Origin of the sequence: Streptomyces sp. NBC_00443, from assembly GCF_036014175.1 — a bacterium.
Taxonomy (GTDB): Bacteria; Actinomycetota; Actinomycetes; order Streptomycetales; family Streptomycetaceae; genus Streptomyces.
This window is the reverse complement of sequence record NZ_CP107917.1, coordinates 3,966,100-3,987,694: the sequence shown is the minus strand read 5'-3', so window position 1 is coordinate 3,987,694 and position 21,595 is coordinate 3,966,100. Positions and strand designations below refer to the sequence as shown.

The following is a 21,595-nucleotide window of genomic DNA, read 5'->3' as shown; positions in this document are numbered from 1 at the left end:
GCCCCGCTCAGGCCTTCAACTTGTAGCCGAAGCCGCGGACCGTCTCGATGCGGTCCTGGCCGATCTTCTGCCGCAGCCGCTGCACATGGACGTCGACGACACGGGTGTCCCCGCCCCAGCCGTAGTCCCAGACGCGCTCCAGCAGCTTGTCCCGCGACAGCACCGTGCCCGGCGCCGACGAGAACTCCAGCAGCAGCCGCATCTCGGTCGGCGTGAGGGCAACCGGCTGCCCGTCCCTGCGCACCTCCATGCCCTCGGTGTCGACCTCCAGGTCACCGAAGGCCAGCATCCCGCCGGCGGCGGCCGATTCGGCCTCGTCCACGCGGTCGGGGCCGCTCGCGTGCCCGAAGCGGCGCAGCACCGCGCGGATCCGCGCGACCAGTACGGCACCGTCGAACGGCTTGGTCACATAGTCGTCGGCGCCGGCCTCCAGGCCCAGCACCACGTCGATCGAGTCCGCGCGGGCGGAGAGCATGATCACCGGCACCGTCGACTCGTCGCGGATACGGCGGCACAGACTGACGCCGTCCAGGCCCGGGACCATGACGTCCAGCAGGGCGATGTCCGGCCGGTCGGTCCGGAACGCCTGCAGGCCCGACAGCCCGTCGGGCATGGCGGTGACCGCGAAGCCGTCCCGCTCCAGGGCGAGTTGGGTGGCCTCGCGGATGACGTCGTCGTCCTCGACGAACAGGACGTGGGTCTGGTCTGCCATCCCGGTGCTCTCAGTCCTCGTGTTCCGTGTTGCCGTATGCCTTCAGCGGTGCTCGTCAGCGGTGTTCGCCGGCCGTGCTCGTCTTCCGGGTGCGTCGGACGTGTCCACTTGAGGGACGCGTGAAGCGCGCGATGCGTTCACTGCCGTCGCGACCGGACCTCAGCCGTCCGGCGCCGCCGACTCCTCGTCACTGCCGAGGGTGCCGTAGTCCGTGCGTGTCCTGAACTTCAGGACGAAGCGGCCGGACGTCCACTCGTATGAGATCACGTTCTCGCTGGACGGGTTCGACAGCGCGTCGTCCTTCGCGTACACCTGCTTGGTCACCACCAGGTAGCCGCGGTCGATCTCCGCATAGACGGGCGGCTCCTCGGCCTTGAACACATTGCGGTACGCGCCCTCCGACTCCCGGTAGACGTACGAGCCGACGCCGACCGCGTCGCCGCAGGACAGGACGTTGACCACGATGTCGTCCGAGGGTCCGCCGGTCAGATCGCCGTACGACACGTCGACGGGATAGTCGTCGGAGACGCACGGCTTCAGCTCGCGTTTGACCTCCGCCGAGACCGCCGGGTCCGCCTTGACCAGGCGGACGGCCTCCGTCCGGTCCGGCACCGCCGAGGCCGACGCCGAGGGCGAGGGCGAGGGTGCGAGCGTCGACGAGACGGCCGCTTCGCCCACCGAGTCGGCGTGGGCCGGTCCCTCGTCGCGGGCACCGGTTCCGCCGGTGGCGCACCCGGAGGCGAAAAGGGCGAGGGCGACGACCACGGCCACCGCCGTGAACGCCGCCTGGAAGGTCCCCCGGACGGGTGCGGGCCCGGACCGGGGTGAGCCGAGGTCCCCGCTGTCCCCGTCGGTGCCCCCGTCACCCGCTTCCGCGCGCCCGGTGCCGCCCGTCGTCGTGCCTAGGCCGCGCAACGCTCCCGCTCCTCACGCTCCAGCGCGCGTGCGTCCAGATCGCGGCTCTCCAGCTCCTCGCGGAGCCGGGCGAGCGCCCGGTGCAGCGTGCTCTTGACCGTTCCGGCCGACATGCCGAGGGCGGCGGCCGTCTCCTCAGTGGACATCTGCTCCCAGTGTCGCAGCACCACGACACTGCGCTGCTTGGGAGCGAGCACCTTCATGATGTCCATCAGCAGGGCGCGGTCCGCGTGCTGCTCGGTGGAGTCGTCGACCGAGGCGTCCGGCAGCTGCTCGGTCGGCACCTCCTCCAGCTTCCGGGCCCGCCACCACTCGGTCCGCGTGTTGATCATGACGCGGCGCAGGTAGGCGTCCGCGAGTCGCTTGTCCGCGATGCCGTCCCAGCGGTGGTACGTCCGCACCAGCGCCGTCTGCAGCAGGTCCTGGGCGTCCACCGGGTCCGGGACCAGCCGGCGGGCACTGCGCAGCAGCGCGTCCTGCCGGGTGCGGACGTACTCCTCGAACTCGAGCACCTCTCCCTGCGCCATGTTGACCGCCTCCGATTCCCCGTACCCGTCGGCTCGTTGGCCGCCGGTTGTAAATGCCTGTGGTTCGTAGTCGTCCCCGCCTGTCGGGTACGGAAATGAAGCTACGGAGGCGTTGTCACGGGGCTGTCCGAAGCAGCCTGCGGCTAGCGCTCGGCTGTCCGTCGGTTGTGTAACGGAAGCAGGAAAGGGATAAAACGGCAGGGGAGTTGAGGGTGCGTATGGGATGTTATGTCCGCATTGTGGCCATGTAGCGGCCGTGCGGCGGCTGTGCCTTCTGTGTTGCAGACGCTCTACGGCTGTGATGTGGCTGTGCGTCCGTGACGCGCCCCACGCGTGGGCGACGTGTCGGTGCGTCAGCCCAGCGGCAGCCGGTACATCCCGCCCTGCAGCGGCTCCACCAGACCGTCCGAGACGAGGCCGTCCAGGGCGCGGGCGCGCTGCACCGGCTCGTGCCACACCCGGTCGAGCGCCGCCTGCGGGACGGGCGTATGGGCGTCGCGGAGTACGGCGAGCAGCTTGCCGCGCACCTGACGGTCCGTTCCGGCGTACGTCTGACCGCGGCGCGGCGGGCCCTCGTGCTCCGGCTTGCCCGCGAGCTGCCAGGCGCACTGTGCGGTGATCGGGCAGCGGTGGCACGACTCGTTCTTCGCGGTGCACACCAGCGCACCGAGTTCCATGGAGGCCGCGGCCCAGCGGGCGGCGGTGCCCTCGTCGTCGGGGAGCAGCGTGCGGGCGAGCTTGCGCTCGGCGGCGGTGGTGGCGTTCGGCGGGTACTGCACGCCGGTCACGGCACGGGCGAGGACCCGGCGGACGTTGGTGTCCAGGACGGCGTGCCGTTGACCGTAGGCGAAGGAGGCGACCGCCGCGGCCGTGTACTCGCCGATGCCGGGCAGCGCGAGGAGCTGGGCGTGGTCGGTCGGTACGTCCCCGCCGTGCCGTTCCGCTATGGCGACGGCGGCGCCGTGCAGCCGCAGCGCACGGCGCGGGTAGCCGAGCCGGCCCCAGGCGCGGACGGCCTCGCCGGGCGCGTCCTTGGCCAGGTCGGCGGGGCGGGGCCAGCGGGTGAGCCACTGCTCGTAGACGGGCAGGACGCGGTTCACGGGCGTCTGCTGCAGCATGAACTCACTGACCATCACTCCCCAGGGACCGGCTTCGGGCCGCCGCCAGGGGAGGTCGCGGGCGTTCTCGTCGAACCATTCGATGACGGTTGCTTGCAGCGGCTCGGCGAGGGGGGCGTCGCAGCCGGCGTCGGTGGAGTCGCTGTGCGGGGGCTTCGTTGGCGCAGTCATGGCCTTTCCGATCCTGCCACGTCGAGGGCGGTCGGGTGGGTAGGCGGCGGTGGCGGTGCGTTTTGCGGCTGCGGCTGCGGGTGGGTGGTGGGTGGCGGTCCCTGGAGGCCTGCGGCCCCCAGAGGCCCCCAGCGCCCCGCTTCGGCCCCGGAGGGCCTCGTCCTCGAACGCCGGACGGGCTGAAAGCCCCTGCACCTGACGATCGACAGCAGTGGCCACCCACCCCCCGCTTGTAGCGTCGGGCGGATGGAACGTCCTCGGATATGGCGGGCCTGCCTCCTGTGGGCCGCCCTCGTGCTGCCCGCGCTCACGGCCGACCGGCTCGGGATGAACGAGCCGCGCGCCGGGTGGCAGCAGCTGGCCGGGGTGGCCGTGCTCGCCGCCGCGGTGGCCGTGGCGCGGTGGCGCCCCTCGGCGGCCTTCGCGCTGACGGCCGTACTGAGTCTGGTGGCTGCCCCCGCTCTGTTCACCGTCTCTTACGGCCCCGCGCTGGGCGTCTTCGCGCTGCTGCTCGGTCTGCGCGCGCAACGGGTGCGGCCGGCCGTCGTCGTCTTCGGGGGCGTCGGGTTTCTCGGTACGGCGAGGATCGCGCTGTTCGGGGTCGATCCGGCGCCGGAGTGGGTCGTGCTGACGGGCACGTTGCTGTTCGGCTGTGTCTTCCCCTGGCTCGGTGGCCGGTACTGGCGGCAGAGCCGGCAGCTGACCGCGGCCGGCTGGAACCGGGCCGCGCGTCTGGAGGGCGAGCAGCGCATCGCCGAGGAGCGGGCCCGACTGCGCGAGCGGGCCCGGATTGCCCAGGACATGCACGACTCCCTGGGCCACGAGCTGAGCCTCATCGCCCTGCGCGCGGGCGCCCTCCAGGTCGCCCCCGACCTTCCCGACCACCACCGCACCGCGGCTGCCGACCTGCGCGCGGCGGCCGCGGACGCCACCGACCGGCTGCACCGCATCATCGGCGTGCTGCGGGAGGAAGACGAGCCGGTGTCCCTGAGCCCGCCGGGGGAGACCGTCGAGCAACTCGTCGCCCGCGCCGCCGAGTCGGGGCTCGCGGTGCACTGGGCGGAGCCTGACGGCGGTACGGCAGTCGCGCTGGAGCCGGGTGGCGTCGCCGAGCGGGTCCTGTACCGGGTGGTCCGCGAGGCACTGACGAACGCCGCCCGGCACGCACCTGGTGCCGAGGTCGCCGTGGCCGCGGCCAGGAAGGCGGGCGGTACGACGGTCACGGTGACCAGTGGGCGGGGCTCGCCCTCGTCCACCTCTCCGAGCCCCCCTCCCCTCGCCTCCGGCGGCACCGGCCTGCAAGCCCTGCGCGCCGCCGTCACCGCGGTCGGCGGTGACTTCGAGGCCGGTCCCCGCGGCGACGGCTTCCGCGTGTGGGCGCACGTCCCCGAGCAGGACGTCGCCTCAGCCGTACGTCCGGCCCCGGCCCCGTACGCCCCCTACACCCGCGCCCGCCGTCGTGTCGTCCTCGCCCTCGCGGGCGCCGTCGCCGCCGGCGTCGTGCTCGTCGGCGGGGGGTTCGCCTGGTACGCGTACACGGAGACCCACTCGGTCCTGCCGCCCGCCGCCTACGCCGAGCTTCGGCTCGGGGCATCGGACGGGGACCTCGCGCACGTCCTGCCGGACCGCAGCGTGCGGGACGCGCCCGTCGACCGCGCGCCCGTGCCGCCCCCGGAGGGCAGCGACTGCCGCTACTACCGTGCGAGCGGCGAACTCCTCGTCTCCGTAGACCACTTCAGGCTCTGCTTCGACGACGAGGGGAGGCTCGTCTCCAAGGACGTGATCCCCAGGGGCGGACTGTCCCGACGCCCTTCCACAGCTGAGGAGTTCGTACGGTGATCCGCGTACTGCTGGCCGACGACGAGGCGATGGTGCGGGCCGGCGTGCGCGCCATCCTGATGAGCGCCGGCGAGACCGAGGTCGTCGCGGAGGCCGGCGACGGGCGCGAGGCGGTCGAGCTTGCCCGGGCGCACCGGCCGGACGTGGCCCTGCTGGACATTCGTATGCCACGCCTGGACGGGCTCGCGGCGGCCGAGGAGATCGTACGCAGCGTCCCCGGCACGGCCGTCGCGATGCTCACCACCTTCTCCGAACAGGCTTACGTGGCCCGCGCGCTCGGCGGCGGCGCCACCGGCTTCCTGCTGAAGTCCGGGGACCCGTACGAACTGATCGCGCGCGTACGGGCGGTGGCGGGCGGTGCGGCGTTCCTGTCGCCGAAGGTGGCCCGCCATGTCATCGACGGACTGGGCGGCCGCGACGGGCGACTCGGCCGTGAGGCCGCCGCACGCGCACGCGTGGCCGAGCTCAGCCCGCGCGAGCACGAGGTGCTCGGACTCGTCGGCGCGGGCCTGTCCAACCCGGAGATCGCCGCCCGGCTGCACCTCGTCGAGGGCACGGTGAAGGCGTATGTGAGCGCGGTGCTCGACCGGTTGGGCGTGCGTAACCGGGTGCAGGCGGCGATCGTGGCGTACGAGGCGGGCCTCGTGGAGTCGTGAGGCTCAGCGCATGTCGTACGACGCGACCCGCTCGGGTCCCGGTCCGGTGAACCACCGTACGGCGGGCGCCGACGAGGCCCGCATCGCCTCCGCCAGCCGGATCGCCGGGCCGGTGCCGAGCCGTACGGCCGCCACGGCGACAACCGCGCCGAGGACGAGGCCCGCCGCGACGTCGTGCGGATAGTGCACGCCGACGAAGACGCGGGAGAAGGCCATGAGCAGGGCCATGGGGGCCGTCAGCCACAGGAGTGCCCGACCGGTCAGGGCCATGGTGACGGCCGCGGCGCCCGCGATGGTGGCGTGGTTGCTGGGAAAGGACCAGTCGCCGGGTGGCGGGCAGGCGGCGAGAGAGACGGTCGCGTCCGGTACCGCCCGGCACGGACGCTCCTGCGTGACAACCGACTTGAGGAGCTCACTGCCCACGTACGCAACAGCCGTGGCCAGAGGTGCAAGGACCGCGATCGCGAAGGTCCGGGTGGTGTCGCGTCTGGCTCGCCACCACGCGGTGACGAACAGGGCGGCGAACAGCAGCAGTCCGGCCTCCGTCCATATCTCGGCGGTGTGCTGTACCCACGTTGGGGTGTCGTGGGCGAAGCCGGTGATGTCGCGGTAGAGCTCCGCGTCCTCGAAGTCCATGGTCACGGACCGTAGGCGGCGGGCCGATACCGTCACATCCTGCGATCGGCAGGTGTCACGCCTGACGGAAGACAGGGGTCGGGCGCCGTTACCGGGCGGGTTTCCGGGATGATGATCCGGAAAAGTTGCGGCCTTCGGCGGCGGGTGGAGCAAGCCAGCGCGCCGATCTCTCGTACAGTTTGCGCCGTGGGATCTCTGCGCAATCCGGTCGGGCCGCTTCCCTCCTCCATCTACTGGCGTCGGAGGGCCGTAATGCTGTCCGTGTTCGCCCTGTTGGCGCTGCTGGCCGCCTGGGTGCTCACCTCGGGCGGCGGAGGCGGCAAGAACGACGAGGGCGGGTCCGACGGAAAGAATCCAGCGCCTTCGACGATCACCCCGGGCCCGTCGAGTTCGGGGCCGGCGATCAGTGAAGCGCCGGGCGGGCGCGACGAGTCGCCCGGCGGTGGCGACTCCGACGGGTCTGGGTCCGGTGACGGCTCCGGCGCCGGTGACGGCAGTGGGTCCGGTGACGGTGACGGGAGCTCCGGTGGTTCGGGCAGCGGATCCGCGGGTGGCGGCGCGGCCGGCGGGGTCGGCGCGGACGACGCGGTCGCCGCGGGCTCCACGCTGCCCGACTGTGTCGCGGGCGCGGTGAAGCTGACGGTGCGCAGCCAGCGCAACGCGTACGAGCCCGGCCAGATGCCCGCCGTGCTGCTGACCGCGACGAACTCCTCCAGCTACGACTGCAAGGTCGACCTCGGCCCGAAGAACGCCGTGGTGACGCTCACCCAGGCGGGATCCGAGAACGACTTCTGGTCCTCCGCCGACTGCCCCAAGGTCTCCGGCAGCCTTAAGTTCCGGGTGCCCACCGGTGAGAGCATCACGTACACAGTGAAATGGGACCGCAAGGCGAGCGCTGCGCAGTGCGCGACGCCGCCCGCGGGGGCTGCTCCGGCGGGGACGTATCTGGTGGAGGCGAAGACGCCGGGGTTCGGGACGGCGCAGACGTCGTTCGTGCTGGAGAACGACTAGCGGCGGTCAGCGGACAGAAGCCGGCTGAGCGAAGCCGGCTCAGTGGCCCGGCTAGACGTACCGCTCCAGGATCGAGCTCTCCGCCAGCCGCGACAGGCCCTCACGGACGCTGCGCGCCCGGGCCTCGCCGACGCCGTCCACCGTCTGGAGGTCGTCCACGCTCGCGGCGAGCAGCTTCTGCAGGCCGCCGAAGTGCTCCACCAGGCGGTCGATGATCGCGCCCGGCAGCCTCGGCACCTTGGCCAGGAGGCGGAAGCCACGCGGGGAGACCGCGGAGTCCAGCGCCTCCGGGGATCCGGTGTAGCCCAACGCCCTTGCCACCGTGGACAGTTCGAGAAGCTCGGCGTGGGTGAGCGCGTCCAGCTCGTACAGCGCCTCGTCGACCGTGCGGGAGCGCTTGGCCGTCGGCTCGGGGACGTAGTCGCGCACCACGAGCTCGCGCTCGGGCTCCACACCCGCGATCAACTCGTCCAGCTGGAGGGCCAGGAGACGTCCGTCGGTGCCGAGCTCCACCACGTACTCGGCGATCTCGGTCGCGATACGCCGGACCATCTCCAGGCGCTGGGCGACCGCCGAGACATCGCGGACCGTCACCAGGTCCTCGATCTCCAGCGCTGACAACGTTCCCGCGACCTCGTCGAGGCGGAGCTTGTAGCGCTCCAGGGTCGCCAGGGCCTGGTTGGCACGGGAGAGGATCGCCGCCGAGTCCTCCAGGACGCGGCGGTGGCCGTCGACGTAGAGCGCGATCAGCCGCATCGACTGGGAGACCGAGACGACCGGGAAGCCGACCTGCTTGCTGACCCGGTCCGCTGTGCGGTGCCGGGTGCCCGTCTCCTCGGTGGGGATCGTCGGGTCCGGGACCAGCTGGACGCCCGCGCGCAGGATCTTCGACAGATCCGACGACAGCACGATGCCGCCGTCGAGCTTGCACAGCTCACGCAGTCGCGTCGCCGTGAACTCGACATCCAGGACGAATCCGCCCGTGCACATCACCTCGACGGTCTTGTCGGAGCCGAGGACGATGAGTCCGCCGGTGTTGCCGCGGAGGATCCGCTCAAGCCCGTCGCGCAGGGCCGTGCCGGGTGCCACGGCGCTCAGTGAGGCGCGCATCAGGCCATCGGCACCGGAGCTCCCACCGGACTTTCCGGGAGCTGCTGCCCGGTCGTTGGCTGCCACTGCACTCCTCCGGTCGCAGGTTCTGGGGCGCTCCGTTTCGCACACTCTGTTCGTACGGACGGGCGAGACCTGGGCAAAGTCTACCGGCGGTCGTCGTCGTCCCGTGGGGCCTCTCTGCGACGCGAGCGTGGAAGGACCCGCAGCGCGTCCCCTATGTCAGCCACTTCCAGCACCTTCATGCCCGCAGGGATCTTGCCCGGGTCGCCCGGTACGAGGGCGTGCGTGAAGCCCAGCCGGTGCGCTTCGGCGAGCCTGCGCTGCACGCCCGTGACCCGTCTGACCTCGCCCGCGAGGCCGACCTCGCCGATCGCGACGAGGTTCTTGGGGAGAGGTGTGTCACTCGCGGCGGAGGCCAGGGCGAGGGCCACGGCGAGGTCGGCGGCGGGCTCCGAGAGCTTCACTCCGCCGACGGTCGCGGAGTAGATGTCACGCTTGCCGAGGGCGCTGATCCGGCCGCGCTGTTCGAGGACGGCCAGCATCATCGAGACGCGGGAGGTCTCCAGGCCGGACGTCGTGCGCCGGGGTGAGGGGATCTGTGAGTCGACGGTGAGCGCCTGGACTTCGGCGACCAGGGGGCGGCGGCCCTCCAGGGTGACCGTCAGGCAGGTGCCGGGGACCGGTTCGTCGCGACGGGTCAGGAAAAGTCCGCTTGGGTCGGCAAGGCCCGTGATGCCCTCATCGTGCAGCTCGAAGCAGCCGACCTCGTCCGTCGTGCCGTAGCGGTTCTTGACGCCTCGGACCAGACGCAGGCGCGCGTGCCGGTCGCCCTCGAAGCTGAGCACCACGTCCACGAGGTGTTCGAGGAGGCGGGGGCCGGCGATCGCCCCGTCTTTTGTGACGTGCCCGACAAGGAGCGTGGACATCCCGCGTTCCTTGGAGACCCGGATCAGGGCGCCGGCGACCTCCCGGACCTGTGCCATGCCGCCGGGTGCACCGTCGATTTCCGGGGAGGCCACGGTCTGCACCGAGTCCATGATGAGCAGTGACGGCTTCACCGCGTCCAAGTGGCCGAGCACGGCGGCCAGATCGGTCTCGGCCGCGAGATACAGGTGGTCGTCGATGGCGCCGATGCGGTCGGCGCGCAGCCGCACCTGGCTCGCCGACTCCTCGCCGGTGACATACAGCGTGCGGTGTTCGTCGCTCGCCGACTTGGCCGCCACGTCCAGCAGCAGCGTGGACTTGCCGACGCCGGGCTCGCCCGCGACGAGGACGACGGCGCCGGGCACCAGCCCGCCGCCGAGCACCCGGTCGAGCTCGGGCACGCCGGTGGGCCGCGCGGTGGCCTGCCGTGCGTCGACCTGCCCGATCGGCAGCGCGGACGTCGTCACCCGCCCCGGTGTCGTCGTGCGGACCGCGGGCGCGCCGTACTCCTCGACCGTCCCCCAGGCCTGGCACTCGGGGCAGCGGCCGAGCCACTTGGCCGTCTGCCAGCCGCACTCGGTGCAGCGGTAGGACGGGCGGTCCTTCGTGGACTTGGTACGGGCAGCCATGCGATGAACCGTAACCGAGCCCACTGACAACGCCGTACGGCTGCGCACAGCCGCTTCGGGCCGGCGCAATGCCTGCTCGGGGCCTTCTCGTCATGCACAAACCACGGAATCCGGCGCCCCTGTCCCCTATTGAGGGATCGTTTCACCCGTACGGAGTAAAACTGCTCAAGCAGGGAGAAGGCGCCACCCGGGGCCGCCTACGGTCCACCAATGATGAGCAGCAGCCCGGAGACCTCGACCCGCACGGCCGGCGCGCACCGGGCGCATCGGGAGGCGCGCGACCGTGCGGCGGCGCGTACGGTGGCGCAGCGGACGCCCGCGCGCTACGAGCCGTATCTGGACGGGCTGTTCACCTACTGCCTGTCCGTGCTGTGCGACCACGACACCGCGACCGCCGCCCTCGGCGATGTCCTCGCGCTCGCCGAACGACGCGGGCAGCGCGTGCCGGAGGCCGCGGCGGACCGACGGCCCTGGCTGTACGCGCTGGCCCGCTGGGCGTGCCTGCGCAAGCTGGCCGAGGCCAAGCAGAAACGTCAGGGCAGCCACGCGGCGGGCCGGACCGGCGCCCATCGGCAGGCGGGAACACAGGCCAACCGACCCGCCGTCTCCGAGGAGGTCCAGGAGCAGCGGCGCCGCGAACTGGCCCTGCTGGCCTGGCCGGAGGCCGCCGGCACCACCCCGGAGCAGCGCGAGGCCCTCGAACTCGCCGTACGCCACCACCTCGCCACCCACGAGGTCGCCGCCGTCCTCGGCATGGACCTGGCCGCAGCCCGCGAGCTGCTGGCCACCGCCGCCTGCGAGGTCGAGCGCACGCGCGCGGCCCTCGCCGTCGTCGAGACCGGCGCCTGTCCGGGCGTCGCCCGGCTTACCGGCGACAACCAGCTCGTGCTCGGCACGGCTCTGCGCCGCGAACTCGTCCGGCACGTCGACGACTGCCCGCGCTGCCGCCGTACCGCCGAGCGCGCGATCCCCGGCCGGTGGCCCGGCGCGGCCGTCACCCCCGCCGAACTGCCCGTCCTTCAGGCGCCCCGCGCGGCCCTGCACATGGCCCTCGCGCACGCCCCACGCGCGCGGGGCGTGGCCGTGCCGCGCTTCGACCGGCGCGGGTTCCCGATGGACCCGAAGGATCGTGCCGCCCGCAGGGACCGGCTACGCGCGCGTGCCGTGACGACGACGGTCGTCGCCACCGTCGTCGCCGCCCCGGTCATCGCCCTGTGGGCCGCCTACCGGGGCACGCCGACCGGCGAGGGCGTCGACGGCAGCTCGGCCAGTGCGAGCGAGGCGCAGGGGCCCGGCAGCCTCGACGGGGAGGCCGCGGGCGACGGCTACGAGAACGCGGGCAACGCGAGCACCAGACGTGGTGACAGTTTCGGTGACCGCGGCAGACCGGACGTCTCCGTGGAGGTCGTCAGCGTCAGCGGCGCGCGCGGGGCGGGCGTCGGCGGCCTGGAGGTGTCGGCCGGCAACAGCGGCGACACCACGCTCGTCACCCTCAGGGCGACGGGGCGTACGCCGGTGCGGTGGTCCGCGAGTACCGGCGCGCACTGGCTCTATCTGAGTCAGTCGGCGGGAACGCTGGCGCCCGGTGAGTCGTTGACGATCAAGGTGTACGTCGACCAGCTGCAGGAGCCGTCCGGGTACTGGAGCGCGCGGGTGGCGATCTCACCCGCCGGTGCCCTCGTCTCCATCGAGGGGTACGGCACCGCACCGAGCCCCTCCGGGCCGGGGCAGGGCCCCGGCCCGTATCCCAGCAACCCCCACCCCACCGATCCGACCGACCCCGGAACCCCCAGCGAGCCGCCGCCCTCGTCCTCGGGGCCCGATCCGACGCCGACGACCCCGGCTCCGACCGACCCGACGCCCAGCGACCCGCCGACCTCGCCCTCCGACCCGCCGCACACACCCGGCGAGCCGTCCGAGTCCGGCCCGTCCGAGCCCGGGGGCTCGACGCCGCCGCCCAGCGGGAGCGGGAGCGGCGATCCGAGCCCGTCGGGGTCGTAAGCCGCCGCTCCCTGCCCGGTCCGTCAGCCGACGGGATCCGCCGGATGCGGTGCCAGCAACGGCAGCTGCGACGCCAGCCGCTCCTCGCACAGCTCGACCAGGCGGTCGTAGCCAGCCTTGCCCATCAGTTCGATCAGCTCCGGCCGGTACGACACGTACACCGGGTCGCCCGCGCCGTGCGCCGACGTCGCCGAGGTGCACCACCAGTGCAGGTCGTGGCCGCCCGGGCCCCAGCCGCGACGGTCGTACTCACCGATCGACACCTGCAGCACTCGGGTGTCGTCGGGCCGGTCGATCCAGTCGTACGTCCGCCGGACCGGCAGCTGCCAGCAGACGTCCGGCTTGGTCTCCAGCGGCTCGCGGCCCTCCTTGAGGGCGAGGATGTGCAGCGAGCAGCCCGCGCCGCCCGCGAAGCCGGCGCGGTTCTGGAAGATGCACGAGCCGTTGAAGGGGCGGGTCTGGCGGTCGCCGTCCTCGTCCTCGGAGATCCAGCCGTGCTCCATGCCCTCGTCATGGTGCTGCCAGATCTCCGGCGTGAGCCTCGCCACATGTTCGGCGACCCGCTTCTCGTCGTCCTCGTCCGAGAAGTGCGCGCCCAGCGTGCAGCAGCCGTCGTCAGCGCGGCCTGCCTGGATGCCCTGGCAGCCGCTGCCGAAGATGCAGTTCCAGCGGGAGGTCAGCCATGTCAGATCACACCGGAAGACCTGCTCGTCGTCCGCCGGATCCGGGAACTCCACCCAGGCGCGTGCGAAGTCCAGACCCTTCTCGTCCGGTTCCTGGGAGGCCTTCTCGGACTTCGTGGGCTTCTTCGACTTCGTGGCTGCCTTCGCCTGCGAAGAACCCTTGGCTGATTTGGCCGTCTTGTCAGTCTTCGCCTTTTTCGTCTTTGGCACGGGTCCAGGGTACGGCGTCCGTACCTGCGGCTTCGAGGACGGAGGATCGACCAGGTGGCAGTAGCGTTCCGTACATGAGACTCGGTGTCCTCGACGTTGGATCCAACACGGTGCATCTCCTGGTGGTGGATGCGCACCCCGGCGCGCGCCCGCTGCCCGCGCACTCGCACAAGGCGGAACTGCGCCTTGCCCAACTCCTCGACGACAGCGGGGCCATCGGCCCCGAGGGCATCGACAAGCTGATCGGCGTCATCCACGAGGCGCTGCAGGCCGCCGAGGACAAGGGCGCCGAGGAGGTGCTGCCGTTCGCGACGTCCGCGGTGCGGGAGGCCACCAACGCCGATGACGTGCTCGCCCGCGTGAAGGAAGAGACCGGCGTTGAGCTGCAGGTTCTCACCGGTGCGGAGGAGGCTCGGCTGACCTTCCTCGCCGCGCGGCGGTGGTTCGGGTGGTCGGCCGGGAAGCTGCTGGTGCTGGACATCGGGGGCGGGTCCCTGGAGATCGCGTACGGCATCGACGAGGAGCCGGACGCGGCGGCGTCGCTGCCGCTGGGGGCGGGGCGGCTGACGGCCGGCTGGCTGCCGGGTGATCCGCCGGAGCCGGAGGACATACGTGCGCTACGGCGGCACGTCCGGGCGCAGATCGCCCGTACGGTCGGCGAATTCACCCGGTTCGGCGCGCCCGATCACGTGGTCGCCACGTCCAAGACCTTCAAGCAACTGGCCCGCCTCGCCGGCGCCGCCCGCTCCGCGGATGGCCTGTACGCCCAGCGCGAGCTGAAGCGGGAGTCCTTGGAGGCGTGGGTTCCCCGACTGGCCGGGATGACGGTGGTCCAGCGGGCGGAACTGCCGGGGGTCTCCGAGGGGCGGGCGGGGCAGTTGCTCGCGGGGGCGCTGGTGGCCGAGGGGGCGATGGATCTGTTCGGGGTGGAGACGCTGGAGGTCTGTCCTTGGGCGTTGCGGGAGGGCGTGATTTTGCGGAAGTTGGATCACTTGTCGGTGGGGTGACGGTTGCCTCCGGCGGTTGGGCGGGGGGTGCCTGCGGGGGCCTGTGGCTGTTGGGCGGGGGTGCGCGTTGCGCCTGCGGGTGTGTGGTGGGTCGGGGCCGTGCCGGGGGGTGTCCGTCCTCGGACCGGCGGTCGCCTTAGGACTTGTCCGGCCGATCATGTGACTGGTCCGAACCCGGGTCGTTGGTGTGGACATGGGGCGGGGTGATCTCACGGATGCCGAGTGGGAACGGTTGCGGCCGTTCCTGCCGGTCAGCAACAGGCGTTGTGGCAGGTGGCGGGATCACCGGCAGGTGATCGACGGGATTCTGCACCGGGTGCGGACCGGTGTGCAGTGGCGTGACCTGCCCGAACGGTTCGGGCCGTGGAAGACGGTCTACGAACGTCACCGGCTGTGGTCGGCCGACGGCACCTGGGAACGTCTCCTCCGGCAGGTCCAAGCCGAGGCCGACGCGGCGGGTGAGATCGACTGGGACATCTCGGTCGACTCCACCGTCGTCCGTGCCCACCAGCATGCGGCCGGCGCCCCCACCGATCCTCCGCCAGCCCTCGCCCCAAAGGGGGACGAACCGCGAGAACGTCAGGACGAGATGCCATGGCAGAGTCTCATCGCCCGCCTGGTGGAGGTGGTGCTGGAGGTGAGGGCCTGGGCCGCTCGCGCGGCGGGTTCACCACCAAGCTCCACCTGAGCGCGGACGGCCGCTGCCGCCCGCTGTCCCTGGTCGTTACGCCGGGACAGCGGGCGGACTGCACGCAGTTCAAGCCCGTGCTGCAGAAGATTCGCGTCCCCCGTCTCGGGCCGGGCAGGCCCCGCAAGAAGCCGGACAGCCTCGCCGCCGACAAGGCCTACAGCAACGGGCCTATCCGCAACTACCTGCGACAACGCGGCATCCGGCACACCATCCCCGAGAAGGTCGACAGCCAGTCCGCCCGCCTGCGCAAAGGCTCACACGGCGGCCGACCACCCGCCTTCGACAAAGAGCGCTACAAGAAACGCAACACCGTCGAACGGGCCATCAACCGGCTCAAGAACGCCCGAGCCGTCGCCACTCGATACGACAAGCGCGGCTACGTCTACCTCGGCACCGCCACCGCCGCGGCCCTCGTCATCTGGCTCCGCACATGATCGACCGGACAAGTCCTAGGCCGAGAGGTGCTGCGTGTTGACGCCGGCCGCTGCGGGCGGACACCCCCCGGCACGTCCCCTTGCCGCCGTGGGCGACTGCGGCGCCGCGGGGGTGCGCCCACCACCACGGCCACTGTGCCGGTCACTTTCCAGTGCCGGTCCAGGCATTCCGGGCCGTCCACCACTTGGTGGGGGGAGGCTGTGCCATCCCTGCCCCCCACCCACCCGCGGGGGGCTACGCACGCGTGCCGTCGGTGCTTCTCGGTGCCGCCGTCCAGGCCTTTCAGCCCGTCCGGCGTTTGAGGACGAGGCCGTTCAGGCCGATGGGGGTCCAGGGGGCGCAGCCCCCTGGCGGGGAAGGGGCGGAGCCCCTGGAGATGGGACGGGTAGGGGCGGCGGGGCGAGAACCCGGGTCCGAGCGGCGCAGCCCACCCCGCGGGGCCCAGCGCGTCTCACGCCGACGCCCCCCGAGCGAACCGGCCGCGTGAACCCCGCCACACCCCCCGACTCCACCCCCCGGCATCCGCCCAGTTCGGACACCTGGCCGGTTGCAACCCCTCCCGGACCCCCCGCCCCCACCAGTTCCCCGACGCCCAGCGCCGCCCCGTACGCTGTCCCCGTGGCAGAACCAGTGGTGCGCATCCCGGATGCGAAGGTCGCGCTGTCGACGGCCTCCGTGTATCCGGAGTCGACGGCGACGGCCTTCGAGATCGCCGCGCGCCTCGGGTACGACGGTGTCGAGGTCATGGTGTGGACCGATCCGGTCAGCCAGGACATGGAGGCGCTGCGGAGGCTGAGCGACTACCACCGCATCCCGATCCTCGCCATCCACGCCCCGTGTCTGCTGATCACCCAGCGCGTGTGGTCCACCGACCCCTGGACCAAGCTCCAGCGAGCCCAGGCGGCCGCCGAGAAGCTGGGGGCGAGCACCGTGGTCGTACACCCCCCGTTCCGCTGGCAGCGTCAGTACGCCCGCGACTTCGTCGAGGGAATCTGGCGGATGGCGAACGAGACGGATGTGCGGTTCGCCGTCGAGAACATGTACCCCTGGCGCTACCGCGACCGCGAGATGCTCGCCTACGCCCCCGACTGGGACGTGACGAAGGACGACTACCGGCACTTCACGATCGATCTCAGCCATACGGCGACCGCCCGGAGCGACGCCCTCCAGATGATCGACCGCATGGGCGACCGGCTCGGCCACGTCCACCTCGCCGACGGCAGAGGATCGGCGAAGGACGAGCACCTCGTCCCGGGCCGCGGCACCCAGCCCTGCGCCGAGGTGCTGGAGCGGCTCGCCCTGACCGGCTTCGACGGTCACGTCGTCATCGAGGTCAACACCCGCCGCGCGATGTCCAGCGCCGAACGCGAGGCCGACCTCGCCGAGGCCCTCGCCTTCACGCGGCTGCATCTGGCCTCGGCCATGAAGGTGTCCCGGCCGTGACCGGCATCACCTCGGGCCAGGGCGGGGTGGGCTCCCGACGCCGGGGCCGGCCCCCTCGTACGGAATCCGCGGACACCCGCGACCGCATCCTGAACGCCGCCCGCGAGGAGTTCTCCGAGCGCGGCTACGAGAAGACGTCCGTGCGCGGCATCGCCAAGGCGGCCGGCGTGGACTCGGCGCTCGTGCACCACTACTTCGGCACCAAGGAGCAGGTCTTCGAGGCGTCGGTGGAGGTCGCCTTCGCGCCCGCCCTCAAGGTGCGGGACGTGGTGCTCGAAGGGCCCCTCGACGATGTGGGGGAGCGGATGACCCGCGTCATCTTCGGGCTCTGGGAGAACCCCGTGTCCCGGAAGCCGCTGCTCGCCATCGTCCGGTCGGCGGTCAACAACGAGGCCGCTGCCGCCGTCTTCAGGCGGCTCGTCTCCGCCCAGCTGATGCGGCGTATCGCCGGTGAGATCGACTCCCCGGACGCCGAGCTGCGTGCCGAGCTCGCCGCCGCGCAGCTGGTGGGCGTCGCGATGATGCGGTACGTGATCAAGATCGAGCCGATCACCTCGGTGGACGTGGAGGAGATCATCGCGCGCGTGGCGCCCGTCGTGCAGGGGCATCTCACCGGGCGGTGACGTGGCTGGTGGCTCTTCCGCGAGACATGCGTCCCATATTTCGGACACCTCGTCCCGCCCTCTGGATGACCGGCGTACGCTCGATAGCAGTCAGAAGTCTCTGATCGCAGTCTCTGCTGTCCCTGAAGGAGCGAGCGACGATGCCCGAGCTGAGGTCCCGCACAGTCACCCACGGCCGCAACATGGCGGGCGCCCGCGCCCTTATGCGCGCCTCCGGTGTACCCGGTGCGGACATCGGCCGGAAGCCGATCATCGCAGTGGCGAACAGCTTCACCGAGTTCGTGCCCGGTCACACGCACCTCCAGCCCGTCGGCCGGATCGTCAGCGAGGCGATCAGGGAGGCCGGCGGCATCCCGCGCGAGTTCAACACCATCGCCGTCGACGACGGCATCGCGATGGGGCACGGCGGCATGCTCTACTCCCTGCCGTCCCGTGATCTCATCGCGGACAGCGTGGAGTACATGGTCGAGGCGCACTGCGCCGACGCCCTGATCTGCATCTCCAACTGCGACAAGATCACCCCGGGCATGCTGAACGCCGCTCTGCGGCTCAACATCCCCACCGTCTTCGTCTCCGGCGGCCCCATGGAGTCCGGCCGCGCCACGCTGGTGGACGGCACGGTCCGTACGCTCGACCTGGTCGACGCGATCTCCGACGCCGTGAACGACAAGATCTCGGACGAGGACATCCTCCGTATCGAGGAGAACGCCTGTCCGACCTGCGGTTCCTGCTCCGGTATGTTCACCGCCAACTCGATGAACTGCCTGACCGAGGCCATCGGCCTGTCCCTGCCCGGCAACGGCTCGGTGCTCGCCACGCACACGGCCCGTAAGGCCCTGTACGAGGACGCGGCCCGCACGGTCATGGACATCACCCGCCGCTACTACGAGCAGGACGACGAGACGGTCCTCCCGCGCAACGTCGCCACCTTCGCGGCCTTCGAGAACGCCATGGCCCTCGACATCGCGATGGGCGGCTCCACCAACACGATCCTGCACCTGCTGGCCGCCGCCCAGGAGGCGGGCATCCCGTTCGGGCTGGAGCAGATCAACGCGGTCAGCCGCAGGGTTCCCTGCCTGGCGAAGGTCGCGCCGAACGTCGCCAAGGACCGCACGTACTACATGGAGGACGTGCACCGCGCCGGTGGCATCCCGGCCCTGCTCGGCGAACTGCACCGCGCCGGCCTGCTGAACGAGGACGTGCACGCCGTCCACAGCCCGTCCCTGTCGGACTGGCTGAAGACCTGGGACGTGCGCGGTGGCTCGCCCTCGCCCAAGGCGGTCGAGCTGTGGCACGCGGCCCCGGGTTGTGTCCGGTCGGCGGAGGCCTTCTCGCAGTCCGAGCGCTGGGAGGCGCTCGACGAGGACGCCGAGGGCGGCTGCATCCGCAGCGCCGAGCACGCGTACTCCAAGGACGGCGGCCTGGCGGTCCTGAAGGGCAACCTCGCCGTCGACGGGTGCGTGGTCAAGACCGCCGGTGTGGACGAGTCGATCTGGAGCTTCGAGGGCCCGGCGGTCGTCTGCGAGTCGCAGGAAGAGGCCGTCGAGAAGATCCTCAACAAACAGGTGACGGACGGCGATGTCGTCGTCATCCGCTACGAGGGCCCCAAGGGCGGCCCCGGCATGCAGGAGATGCTCTACCCCACGTCCTTCCTCAAGGGCCGCGGTCTCGGCAAGACCTGCGCACTGATCACCGACGGACGCTTCTCCGGCGGCACCTCCGGCCTGTCCATCGGCCACGCCTCCCCGGAGGCCGCGTCCGGTGGCACGATCGCTCTGGTCGAGGACGGCGACCGTATCCGCATCGACATCCCGAATCGCTCGATCGAGTTGCTGGTCGACGATGCGGAACTCGCCCGCCGTGAGCAGGCGTTGAACGGTACGTACGCCCCGAAGAACCGCGACCGCAAGGTGTCGGCGGCGCTGCGGGCGTACGCGGCGATGGCGACCAGCGCGGACAAGGGCGCGGTGCGGGACGTGACCAAGCTGGGCTGAGCCCCGCCAAGGGCCCCTGAAGGGCCGGCAGGTGTACGAGGGTTCCTGAGGGCCGTCTCTTCGGAGGCGGCCCCTCCGCCGTCACCAGGCGGACGGGGTACGCGCGTCCACGGCGAAGACGGTGCCGTCGGGGGCGGTGGCGTAGATGCCGCCGTCGCCCAGGCCAGGCGTGGGCAACGCGGCTGTGGCCTCCGCGGAGTTCGCGCTGAGGCGTGGGGGCGTCTGGCCGAGGAGCCTTCCCTCGGCGGCGTCGACGGCCAGCAGCCGTCCGTCGGCGGCGGTGAAGTACACGCGCCGGCCGTCCGAGACGGGGGCCGAGCCTTGGCTCACGGTTGTCTCCAGCGACCACAGCTGCTTGCCCGCACGTGTGTCGACCGCCACCAGTGACCCGCCGGTGCCCAGGAGATAGACCACCCCTCCGTGCGCTCCGGCCTGCGCCTGGACGACCGGCACAGGCAAGTCCACGCGCCGTGTGGCTCCGTTCTCCGGGCTGTAGCGGACCACGGCCTTCGCCTCGCCGTAGTCGCCGCCGCCCGCAAGGAAGAACACATCGCCGCCGGTGACCCCGACGGGAGTCAGACCGCCGTCGAGTCGTACGTCCCAGCGCACATCCCCCGTACTCGGATCGACTGCGACGACTCGCGTCCGGTCCCCGTCGGCGGACGTACTCGACACGAGAACCCACGGGCTCTTCGGGAACGACACGACGTACGCATCGCTCAGACCCGGGATCCCCCGCGACCACTTCGTCTCGCCGGACGCGCTGTCGACACCGGTCATCTGCCCGTCGGCACCGCTGAGCAGCAGCATGCCGCCCGCGAACCGGAATCCCCGGTACGCGGAGATGTCCAGCCGCCACCGTGACTTGCCCGTCGCGGGATCGAGCGCCTCCAGCCGCCTGCCGGCGTGCGTCAGCACATGCGCCAGCCCACCGGAGAGAGTTGGCGGGCCTTCGGGTGAATCGCCCTTGTCCAGGTCATGCCGCCACAGCACGCTGCCGTCCGTGGGATCGAGTGAACTGATCAGCCCCAGCTGTGTACACAGCAGTCTGGGTCTTTCGTACGTGCATCTGGGCAGGCCCTTCCCCTGCGGCGCTGGCTTGACGGCCCAGGGCTCGAACCGCGCCGCCGCGGAGGATGCTCCATCGCTCCCGCTCCCGCTCCTGCTCGGATGCGCTGCGGGGACACTGTCCATGAGCTGCACTGCGGCGACTCCGCCGACGGCGACCAAGGCCAGGGCCACTGCCACAAGCGCTGCCCGCTTGAGCAGGCGCCCTCTCGTCGCCGCCGGCCCTGGCTCTGGCTCCCGCTCTGGCTTCGGCTCCTCGGAACCCCGCTCCGGCTGCGGCGAATCCCCCGTGCGCTGCGCCGGTATGAACGCCTGTGTGTCGTACGAGGCCGCCACCGCGCGCAGCTCCCGCATCAACTCGTCCGGCGTGGGACGGTCCTCGGGCTCCTTGGCGAGACACCGCCCGATGAGCGGCGCGAGATTCTCCGGTACGCCGGTCAGGTCCGGCTCGTCATGGACGACCTGGTAGGCGACGACGTACGGGCTGTCGGAGTCGAACGGCCCTCGTCCCGTGGCCGCATGCACCATCACGGACCCCAGCGCGAAGATGTCGGCGGCCGGCCCGACTTCCCGCGGTCGCCGGAACTGCTCGGGCGCCATGAACGGCGGCGTGCCGATCAACTTCCCCGTCTCGGTGCGCAGTTCGCTGTCCTTTGGCCGAGAAATGCCGAAGTCGATGACCTTCGGCCCGTCCTCGGCGAGCAGTACATTGCTGGGCTTGAGGTCCCGGTGCACCACCCCGACCCGGTGGATGTCGCGCAGCGCCTCCGCCAGCCCGGCCATCAGCTGCCGCAACTGCGCCGGCGCCATCGGCCCGTTCCGCTTCACCTGGTCGGAGAGGGTCGGCCCGGGGATGAACAGCGTGGCCATCCAGGGCCGTTCGGCCTCCGGATCGGCGTCCACCACCGGCGCGGTAAAAGCCCCGCTCACCCTGCGAGCCGCCCCCACCTCCTGCCGGAACCGCCCCCTGAACTCGGGATCCTTCGCGAACTCGGCATGCACGACCTTCACGGCGAGCTGCATGCCCGACGTGCTCCGCGCGAGATGCACGACGCCCATGCCGCCGGACCCCAGGTGGGATTCCAGACGGTAGTGACCGGCGTACTCGGGAAGTTCCGCTTCCGCGCCCGCTCCGGCGTTCTGCTGTGGCGCCATGGAACCACCCCCGTGCTGTTCGTCCGCGCGCGCG

General features: G+C 71.6%; 18 protein-coding genes. 9 read left to right on the top strand and 9 right to left on the bottom strand.

All coding sequences use genetic code 11. From position 1 onward, the window contains the following. Positions 1-7 precede the first annotated feature (7 nt). The 4 genes from cseB to OHO27_RS17720 form a co-directional block, all read right to left on the bottom strand. Entirely contained in the window at positions 8-712 is a 705-nt protein-coding gene (gene cseB, locus OHO27_RS17735; RefSeq protein WP_328425039.1) for a two-component system response regulator CseB, read from the bottom strand. A 159-nt stretch (positions 713-871) separates the two neighbouring features. Continuing rightward, entirely contained in the window at positions 872-1,627 is a 756-nt protein-coding gene (locus tag OHO27_RS17730; RefSeq protein ID WP_443059557.1) for a hypothetical protein, read from the bottom strand. Further along, positions 1,615-2,154, bottom strand: a complete 540-nt coding sequence (locus OHO27_RS17725) for a SigE family RNA polymerase sigma factor (RefSeq protein ID WP_003999062.1) — start codon at positions 2,152-2,154, stop codon at positions 1,615-1,617. Before OHO27_RS17725 ends, OHO27_RS17730 begins: the two co-directional genes overlap by 13 nt. Positions 2,155-2,507: 353 nt before the next feature. Continuing rightward, complete coding sequence (locus OHO27_RS17720; protein ID WP_328425036.1) at positions 2,508-3,443, bottom strand: A/G-specific adenine glycosylase; 936 nt, start codon at positions 3,441-3,443, stop codon at positions 2,508-2,510. Positions 3,444-3,689: 246 nt separating this feature from the next. Between OHO27_RS17720 and OHO27_RS17715 the strand changes: the two genes are divergently transcribed. Together OHO27_RS17715 and OHO27_RS17710 are read left to right on the top strand one after the other, a co-directional pair. Beyond that, positions 3,690-5,282, top strand: coding sequence for a sensor histidine kinase (locus OHO27_RS17715; RefSeq protein ID WP_328425034.1), 1,593 nt, complete (start codon positions 3,690-3,692; stop codon positions 5,280-5,282). Further along, the gene (locus OHO27_RS17710; protein WP_328425032.1) at positions 5,279-5,938 is read left to right on the top strand and encodes a response regulator transcription factor; all 660 of its coding nucleotides are present in this window, start codon (positions 5,279-5,281) and stop codon (positions 5,936-5,938) included. Before OHO27_RS17715 ends, OHO27_RS17710 begins: the two co-directional genes overlap by 4 nt. Positions 5,939-5,941: 3 nt before the next feature. Here OHO27_RS17710 and OHO27_RS17705 read toward each other — a convergent pair whose 3' ends face one another. Continuing rightward, on the bottom strand, positions 5,942-6,574 hold the full coding sequence (locus OHO27_RS17705) for a phosphatase PAP2 family protein (protein WP_328425030.1): 633 nt from the start codon (positions 6,572-6,574) through the stop codon (positions 5,942-5,944). A gap of 186 nt (positions 6,575-6,760) precedes the next feature. On the opposite strand from OHO27_RS17705, the gene OHO27_RS17700 reads away from it, so the two are divergent. Beyond that, the gene (locus tag OHO27_RS17700) at positions 6,761-7,585 is read left to right on the top strand and encodes a hypothetical protein (protein WP_328425028.1); all 825 of its coding nucleotides are present in this window, start codon (positions 6,761-6,763) and stop codon (positions 7,583-7,585) included. A 51-nt stretch (positions 7,586-7,636) separates the two neighbouring features. Here OHO27_RS17700 and disA read toward each other — a convergent pair whose 3' ends face one another. Both disA and radA read right to left on the bottom strand, forming a co-directional pair. Further along, the gene (gene disA, locus OHO27_RS17695) at positions 7,637-8,761 is read right to left on the bottom strand and encodes a DNA integrity scanning diadenylate cyclase DisA (protein WP_328425026.1); all 1,125 of its coding nucleotides are present in this window, start codon (positions 8,759-8,761) and stop codon (positions 7,637-7,639) included. A gap of 80 nt (positions 8,762-8,841) precedes the next feature. Beyond that, entirely contained in the window at positions 8,842-10,251 is a 1,410-nt protein-coding gene (radA, locus tag OHO27_RS17690; protein ID WP_328425024.1) for a DNA repair protein RadA, read from the bottom strand. Positions 10,252-10,461: 210 nt separating this feature from the next. Between radA and OHO27_RS17685 the strand changes: the two genes are divergently transcribed. Further along, positions 10,462-12,252: a BACON domain-containing protein gene (locus OHO27_RS17685; protein WP_328425022.1), complete on the top strand. Its 1,791-nt coding sequence runs from the start codon at positions 10,462-10,464 to the stop codon at positions 12,250-12,252. A 23-nt stretch (positions 12,253-12,275) separates the two neighbouring features. On the opposite strand, the gene OHO27_RS17680 is transcribed toward OHO27_RS17685, so the two are convergent. Beyond that, on the bottom strand, positions 12,276-13,145 hold the full coding sequence (locus OHO27_RS17680) for a hypothetical protein (protein WP_328425020.1): 870 nt from the start codon (positions 13,143-13,145) through the stop codon (positions 12,276-12,278). 74 nt (positions 13,146-13,219) lie between these two features. Here OHO27_RS17680 and OHO27_RS17675 point away from each other — a divergent pair, with 74 nt between their 5' ends. The 5 genes from OHO27_RS17675 (at position 13,220) to ilvD (ending at position 19,338) form a co-directional block, all read left to right on the top strand. Then, positions 13,220-14,152 (top strand): Ppx/GppA phosphatase family protein, encoded by a 933-nt coding sequence (locus OHO27_RS17675; protein WP_328425018.1) that lies wholly within the window; start codon positions 13,220-13,222, stop codon positions 14,150-14,152. Positions 14,153-14,345: 193 nt separating this feature from the next. Next, a protein-coding gene (locus tag OHO27_RS17670; RefSeq protein ID WP_443059556.1) for an IS5 family transposase occupies positions 14,346-15,277 on the top strand; the annotation gives its coding sequence in 2 pieces (ribosomal slippage) (positions 14,346-14,678 and positions 14,681-15,277; 930 coding nt in all). 619 nt (positions 15,278-15,896) lie between these two features. Next, a complete protein-coding gene (locus tag OHO27_RS17665; RefSeq protein ID WP_328425016.1) occupies positions 15,897-16,721 on the top strand; it encodes a sugar phosphate isomerase/epimerase family protein in 825 nt (274 codons plus the stop codon). Beyond that, a complete protein-coding gene (locus OHO27_RS17660) occupies positions 16,718-17,344 on the top strand; it encodes a TetR/AcrR family transcriptional regulator (RefSeq protein ID WP_328425014.1) in 627 nt (208 codons plus the stop codon). Before OHO27_RS17665 ends, OHO27_RS17660 begins: the two co-directional genes overlap by 4 nt. A gap of 140 nt (positions 17,345-17,484) precedes the next feature. Then, positions 17,485-19,338: a dihydroxy-acid dehydratase gene (gene ilvD, locus OHO27_RS17655; protein ID WP_328425012.1), complete on the top strand. Its 1,854-nt coding sequence runs from the start codon at positions 17,485-17,487 to the stop codon at positions 19,336-19,338. Between the two features lie 81 nt (positions 19,339-19,419). On the opposite strand, the gene OHO27_RS17650 is transcribed toward ilvD, so the two are convergent. Beyond that, entirely contained in the window at positions 19,420-21,561 is a 2,142-nt protein-coding gene (locus tag OHO27_RS17650) for a serine/threonine-protein kinase (protein WP_328425010.1), read from the bottom strand. Positions 21,562-21,595: the final 34 nt, after the last annotated feature.

Excerpts from the sequence above, each read along its gene's own strand:
- cseB (WP_328425039.1), bottom strand. The coding sequence starts at position 712 with ATGGCAGACCAGACCCACGTCCTGTTCGTCGAGGACGACGACGTCATC.
- OHO27_RS17725 (WP_003999062.1), bottom strand. The coding sequence starts at position 2,154 with ATGGCGCAGGGAGAGGTGCTCGAGTTCGAGGAGTACGTCCGCACCCGG.
- OHO27_RS17720 (WP_328425036.1), bottom strand. The coding sequence starts at position 3,443 with ATGACTGCGCCAACGAAGCCCCCGCACAGCGACTCCACCGACGCCGGC.
- OHO27_RS17715 (WP_328425034.1), top strand. The coding sequence starts at position 3,690 with ATGGAACGTCCTCGGATATGGCGGGCCTGCCTCCTGTGGGCCGCCCTC.
- OHO27_RS17705 (WP_328425030.1), bottom strand. The coding sequence starts at position 6,574 with ATGGACTTCGAGGACGCGGAGCTCTACCGCGACATCACCGGCTTCGCC.
- radA (WP_328425024.1), bottom strand. The coding sequence starts at position 10,251 with ATGGCTGCCCGTACCAAGTCCACGAAGGACCGCCCGTCCTACCGCTGC.
- OHO27_RS17685 (WP_328425022.1), top strand. The coding sequence starts at position 10,462 with ATGATGAGCAGCAGCCCGGAGACCTCGACCCGCACGGCCGGCGCGCAC.
- OHO27_RS17675 (WP_328425018.1), top strand. The coding sequence starts at position 13,220 with ATGAGACTCGGTGTCCTCGACGTTGGATCCAACACGGTGCATCTCCTG.
- ilvD (WP_328425012.1), top strand. The coding sequence starts at position 17,485 with ATGCCCGAGCTGAGGTCCCGCACAGTCACCCACGGCCGCAACATGGCG.
- OHO27_RS17650 (WP_328425010.1), bottom strand. The coding sequence starts at position 21,561 with ATGGCGCCACAGCAGAACGCCGGAGCGGGCGCGGAAGCGGAACTTCCC.